The sequence below is a fragment of the Hydrogenimonas sp. genome, assembly GCF_029933015.1.
In the GTDB taxonomy this organism is placed as follows: Bacteria; Campylobacterota; Campylobacteria; order Campylobacterales; family Hydrogenimonadaceae; genus Hydrogenimonas.
Window position 1 is genome coordinate 1 of record NZ_JAOZOZ010000107.1, and the last position, 5,404, is coordinate 5,404.

General features: G+C 53.0%; 9 protein-coding genes and 1 pseudogene. 5 read left to right on the forward strand and 5 right to left on the reverse strand.

The window, feature by feature from the left end; all coding sequences use genetic code 11:
- On the reverse strand, window positions 1-232 hold a 232-nt coding region (locus Q1K23_RS07260), incomplete at its 3' end, for an SDR family NAD(P)-dependent oxidoreductase (RefSeq protein WP_300363481.1).
- A 133-nt stretch (window positions 233-365) separates the two neighbouring features.
- On the opposite strand from Q1K23_RS07260, the gene Q1K23_RS07265 reads away from it, so the two are divergent.
- The 3 genes from Q1K23_RS07265 (at window position 366) to Q1K23_RS07275 (ending at window position 1,830) form a co-directional block, all read left to right on the forward strand.
- The gene (locus tag Q1K23_RS07265; protein WP_300363482.1) at window positions 366-656 is read left to right on the forward strand and encodes a hypothetical protein; all 291 of its coding nucleotides are present in this window, start codon (window positions 366-368) and stop codon (window positions 654-656) included.
- A 46-nt stretch (window positions 657-702) separates the two neighbouring features.
- Entirely contained in the window at window positions 703-1,092 is a 390-nt protein-coding gene (locus Q1K23_RS07270; protein ID WP_300363483.1) for an IS1 family transposase, read from the forward strand.
- A 93-nt stretch (window positions 1,093-1,185) separates the two neighbouring features.
- The gene (locus tag Q1K23_RS07275; RefSeq protein WP_300363484.1) at window positions 1,186-1,830 is read left to right on the forward strand and encodes a phosphoribosyltransferase; all 645 of its coding nucleotides are present in this window, start codon (window positions 1,186-1,188) and stop codon (window positions 1,828-1,830) included.
- On the opposite strand, the gene Q1K23_RS07280 is transcribed toward Q1K23_RS07275, so the two are convergent.
- The 3 genes from Q1K23_RS07280 to Q1K23_RS07290 are packed head-to-tail and all read right to left on the reverse strand — an operon-like array spanning window position 1,814 to window position 3,648.
- Window positions 1,814-2,416: a hypothetical protein gene (locus Q1K23_RS07280; protein WP_300363485.1), complete on the reverse strand. Its 603-nt coding sequence runs from the start codon at window positions 2,414-2,416 to the stop codon at window positions 1,814-1,816. The genes Q1K23_RS07275 and Q1K23_RS07280 overlap by 17 nt on opposite strands.
- Window positions 2,413-3,054: a hypothetical protein gene (locus tag Q1K23_RS07285; RefSeq protein ID WP_300363486.1), complete on the reverse strand. Its 642-nt coding sequence runs from the start codon at window positions 3,052-3,054 to the stop codon at window positions 2,413-2,415. Before Q1K23_RS07285 ends, Q1K23_RS07280 begins: the two co-directional genes overlap by 4 nt.
- A 6-nt stretch (window positions 3,055-3,060) precedes the next feature.
- Entirely contained in the window at window positions 3,061-3,648 is a 588-nt protein-coding gene (locus Q1K23_RS07290) for a YajG family lipoprotein (RefSeq protein WP_300363487.1), read from the reverse strand.
- A 96-nt stretch (window positions 3,649-3,744) separates the two neighbouring features.
- Between Q1K23_RS07290 and Q1K23_RS07295 the strand changes: the two genes are divergently transcribed.
- Window positions 3,745-4,329, forward strand: coding sequence for a hypothetical protein (locus Q1K23_RS07295; RefSeq protein ID WP_300363488.1), 585 nt, complete (start codon window positions 3,745-3,747; stop codon window positions 4,327-4,329).
- Window positions 4,329-4,766: a hypothetical protein gene (locus tag Q1K23_RS07300; RefSeq protein ID WP_300363489.1), complete on the forward strand. Its 438-nt coding sequence runs from the start codon at window positions 4,329-4,331 to the stop codon at window positions 4,764-4,766. Before Q1K23_RS07295 ends, Q1K23_RS07300 begins: the two co-directional genes overlap by 1 nt.
- A 3-nt stretch (window positions 4,767-4,769) precedes the next feature.
- Here Q1K23_RS07300 and Q1K23_RS07305 read toward each other — a convergent pair.
- Window positions 4,770-5,404: pseudogene (locus Q1K23_RS07305) on the reverse strand (hypothetical protein); the annotation flags it as partial.

Below are 5,404 nucleotides of genomic sequence, written 5' to 3' on the forward strand. Positions count from 1 at the left end.
TGACGGCATCACACCCTTTCATCGCTTTTTCCAGAGTTTTCTCATCCCTGATGTCACCCCGGACGAATTTCAGCGACTTTCCGGTGATTTTTTCCACCCGCCTCAGTGCCTCTTCACTGGCGTTGCTCAGGTTGTCATAGACGACCACATCGTATCCCGCATTCAAAAGCTCTACGCAGGTATGCGAGCCTATATATCCGGCGCCGCCGGTGACGAAGATTTTTTTAAACATTTTTCAGCCTTTCGAAAAAAAAAATTTGTTTCATTTTTTTGATAAATCCAGTATACCAAATATATCCATTAGGTATGGAAAGAAAGTCACTGGGCACTGACGAATCAGGCATACAATTTGCTTGTAATCGAACATGAAAAGAAAAGAGTGCAGAAAGTGTCAATCAAAACGGATCGTTAAAGCAGGTTTCAAGAAATTGGCGGAGGGGAAAGTACAACGCTTCAAATGCCAGGAGTGTGGTTACTATTTTACAGGTGTAGAGCGGTATCACTACCTTCCTCCTGACAAAGTGGCGTTGATTCACCGTATGTACGAGGAGAAAGGCGAGATGCGTAAGATTGCCAGAGTTCTGGGAATTACCCTCAAAGCGGTGCAATATCATCTTAAAAAAAAAGATGAAAGAGATGACTCGGTTTTATCGTGAGAGTGTCGCAAAGATACGAAACTCGTTGAGATTCGAGTACAGCGTCATGGATGAACTCTTTACCTTTGTCGGAAAGAAGTCGAACCGTTATTACGTATGGACAGCGATGACCTATACCCCAACGGGTAAACCTTTCTATTTTTACCGTTTGTGCAAACATCGCAATACCGACGAACTCTTCGAATTCGAACTCGACCTTCCCAAGGTTGAAAAGATCTATTGTGACGAAGCTTTCACGTATGATGCCATGTATGCCGATAAAGCGATTCAGGCCAAAGGGGCGATGACCAATAAAATTGAAAACCTCAATTCGCAATTGAGGGATAAAATATCTTATCTTGTCAGACGCTCCAAAGCACATGCCAAATCCGTCGAATGGCTTGATTACAGGCTCGCTATCTTTTTCAATGCCAAAAACCTTGGATTGTATGGCTAGTTCGTCAGTGCCCTCCTTTCTCCAAACTCCATCCAACATCGATATTCGGTATAATGAAAACAACTTACATTTCTCTATTGGAAGGAGGGTATCATGCGCTTCAAAGACCGAAAGGACGCCGGTCGTCATCTGGCTCAGGCTCTGCTCCCCTACCGCGATGAAAATCCACTCGTACTGGCCATTCCCAGAGGCGGTACGGAGGTCGGCTTCGAAGTGGCCAAAGCGCTGAATGCGGACTTCGACCTGCTTATCGCCCGCAAACTCCCCTTCCCCGACAATCCCGAATCGGGCTTCGGTGCCATCGCCGAAGACGGCTCGATCTACATCATCCCCTACTACGCCGACCTGCTCGATCCCGACCTCATAGAGAGCATCGTGGAGTACCAGAAAGGAGAAATCGAGCGACGTATCCGGACACTTCGCGGCGGACGGCCCGTCACGCCGGTGAGAGGCCGTACCGTCATCCTCGTCGACGACGGTATCGCCATGGGCTCGACGATGCATGCCGCCATCGCCTTCTGCAAACATCAGGGCGCGGGCAAAATCGTCGTGGCCGCACCCGTCGGCAGTCCGCGCGTAAAAAGGGAGCTGGAGGAGATCGTCGACGACGTCGTCATTCTCTCGACGCCTCCCTGGTTCAGGGCCGTGGCCGAAGCCTACGAAAACTGGTACGACGTGAGCGACGAGGAGGTTCTGGATATCATGCGGCGCTGGAGGGAGTTCAGGGGTTCAGATTGAACTTCAGCGTCAGCCCCTCTTTCGTTTCGAGTATCCGGGCGTAGGAGGGGATCGGGGGTTTCTGTTTCGCCAGGGCGTTGGAGAGCGACTTGGCCACATGGTGGAAGTTGCGGTGCATCGGGAAGACGATGTAGCGGACGTTCCCCTCTTTCAGTTTTTGGGCCAGCAGATCGATCAGCACGTAGTAGACCGCTTTGTTGACGGCGCGCTGGACGACATAATCTTCCATCAGCGCGATGTTTTTGAGCCACACTTCCTTCTCCAGAGGTGCCATCAGTCTGTTCTCTTCCGCCCTCTTCGCCATTTCACGAAGATAATCGTGTGTTTCGGATGCCGCTTTTTCCATCTTTTCGTCGATTTTCGGATCGTACTTCTCTATCTTTTTCAGAAGCACTTCACCGTCGAACGCCTCTTTTTTGATGCCGAATCGCAGCGTCCCTTCATGCAGGGTTCTGGCGTCGAGGGCTTCGACGAGCTGAATCAGCGTATCGAGATAGATGTAGCGGTCCTCTTTGGCATAATCGAAAAGCACGCCGTATTTCGAGCAGACCGGTTTGGGGCCTGCGTATTCGAGTCTGGGTTTCATATGTTCCTTTTTTGTCTGCAGAGTTTCCAAAACGCCAAAATCCCAAGCAGATATCCGGCCCAGTAGAGTGGCGCCGGAAAGTTTTCCGGTACGCCCCCTTCGAGCACATCGATCCCAGGGAGGATGAAAGAGCCGACGATGATCACGCCGGCGAGCAGCTCCAGCAGGATGAATTTCCGGTCAAAATCGACGAATTGGCCCCGGTCGTTGAGTGCCAATACGTATATGCCGTATACGATCAGTGTCGCGGCCACCAGCACCGGTGCCCAAACGGGGCCCGCCCAGGGTGTCGGGATGAGAAAGAGTATATCCCATGTCATCGGCGACGCGGGCCAGTCGAGGACGATTTTGAGGAAAACGTAGTAGAAGATATCCCAGATTCCGAAAAGCAGGAAAAAGGCGGCCACTTTGCTCTGCATCCGCTCGAAAGAGAGTGTCGCCGTCGCCCAGATGATCAGAAGCGTCGTCGCTTCCCGGACGATCTCGTTGATCAGGATCTTCGGTTCGATCGGTACCAGCGGAAAGGCGAAACCCTCCGGATAGTAGAGTGCCCTCAGATAGACGACGACGGAGCTTTCGATGAATCCGAACGTGATCCCCCACACCAAGAGCCAGAAGAGTTTGCGAAACAGTCCCATTCTTTCTCAGAAACGGTAGGAGTCGATATGTTCGACGACCATGTCGACCACCTCGTCGAGCGTCTCCTGCAGATACTCTTTGATCGCAGATTCGGAGCTGAGAGGCGGGACCCATTTGCGCTGGGTCAGACCGATCTTCTTGATGATGCGCTGCGATTTGCCCTGGCGCATGAAAAGCGTCACGTAGACCTGCGCTTCGAGGTTCTCTCCGGTCAGTCTGTCCCGGTCGAGTTTCGCCTCGATTTTGTCGATGCGGATGTAGACACGGGCGATTTTGGGATGGTGGGTGCTTTTGGGGGTGATCTTGCACCCCTCCGCGCCCAGGGCCTTTTCGAGCGCCTCTTTGAACCATTTCTCCATATTCTGGGAGGTTTTGACCATGGTGACCGCTTTGCCCTTTTTGACGATCTCTCCGACGACCTCTTTCTGTTTGCGTTTGTCCACGATGCCCGAAACGAAGATCGTGCCGCATTTCTGGAAAGCGGCCTGGCCGGGTACGTAGGGGTCGAGGGCGATGTTCGCCACCGGCTTCGTCGCACAGCCTCCCAGCAGCAGGATCGAAAAGAGTATGAGCGGGATGAATCTATTTTTCACGATATTCCTTTCCATCGCAGTTTTCTTCAAAGTTCGTTATTTTACCATTCGATATGTTAAAGCTTTTTTGAACGATACAATTGTTAACATCCCGTCATGCAAAAAAAACCGATCAAACTCGGCGACTGTCCCAGGTGCGGCGAACCGGTCGTGGAGCGTCAGGGCTTCTATGGCTGCGAAGGATGGCGGGAGGGATGTGATTTCACCGTTTCCGTGCAGGCGCTCGCGTCGATCGGCCACCCGGTGATCTCGGCCAGACAGATGCGCAAACTTCTCAAAGGGCCGACCCGTATGAGTTTCAGGATGGCCAACGGGGTCGAAAAGCTCTTTATGGTCGAACTGCGTGAAATCGACGGACGGTGGCGGCCGTGGATCGATTTCGAGGCGGGAAGCGAGCTGGAAGTTCTGGGTGCCTGCCCGCTCTGCGGTGCCGACGTGGTGGAGTCTCCTCTGAGCTACGGGTGCTCCCGCTGGGAGGAAGGGTGTGAATTTGCCATATTCAAAAATTCGATTAAGCGTTTCGGCGGTAAAATGCTCTCCAAACAAAAAGCGAAAGAGCTCCTGGAAAAAGGAGTCACGGTCGTGACGATCCGGGGATTCGACGGATCACAGAGGCAGGTGCCTCTGCGGCTGGACCGGGAGTTCGGATGCAAAATCGATTTCGACGAAGGAGAAGAGTGATGATCGAACTGGACGAGAATTATCGTAAAAAGTACGAAGAGGCGGTCAAACGGGCCGGAGAGAATCCCGAGGAGGAGCGTCTCAGACCGGTTTCGGCCCTCGATACGCTCCTCAAAGAGATCGGCGAAAAGGGTCTGATGGAGATGATCGACCTCGATCCCTACTTCGGAGAGGTCTCTCTTCCTCTCAAGGAGCAGACCGACCTGCTGGCGGAGCGCTACCCCGAAGAGTTCGCTTTTTTCAAGACCCTGATGGAGGATCTGCAGGAAGAGATCGAAATCCACTTCGAAGTGACGGAGATGTACGAGGACGAGGAGTTCGACCAGTTCGTCGAAGATACACGCATCATCAAGGCACGCTATAGCGATACGCTCGCTTCCGAGCACAGGGATGCGATGAGCCGTCTGGTCCAAAAAGTTCTCGACGATCTGGCCTGATCGTCATTCCGCCAGCTTTTTGAGCTCCTCCCCTTCGATCACCTCCTCTTTGAGGAGTCTTTTGGCGATCTTTTCGATCGTTTTCCACTCGCTTTCGACGATCTTTTCGGCCAGTTTCGTCCCTTTCTCTATCCAGAAGGCGACACGGGATTCGATCTTTTCCCTGAAGAGGGTGTTGTTGACGTTCTGCAGGAGTATCTCGACGTGGAGATTGTATAGCTCCTCGTCCATGCCGAACTGCGCCACGGCGCTGTAGGCGTAGAGCGACGCCTCCTGCAGGTCGTTGAAGGCGCCCGTTTCGAGCCCCTTGGCCTCGCCGAACTTTTTGACGGTGGCGATGCGTCCTGCCAGAAGCACGGCGATGTTGGCTTCGATCTCCTCCCTGCTCATGTTCGTCTCGATGGCGTCTTCCATGTAACTCACCAGCCCCAGCGCTTCGCTGCGGGGAATCACGGTGACCTGCTCGATCTCCACGTCCGGCAGCAGCCGCAGGGAGGTCACGGCGTGGGCCGCTTCGTGCCAGGCGCTCTTTCTGAGATCCTCCTCGAAGTTTTTGAACCGCTTCTTTTCGAGTTTGTGGCCGTATTTGATCGTGTTGATCCGGTCGATGACGATCTCTTCGGTCAGCTTCTCCTTTC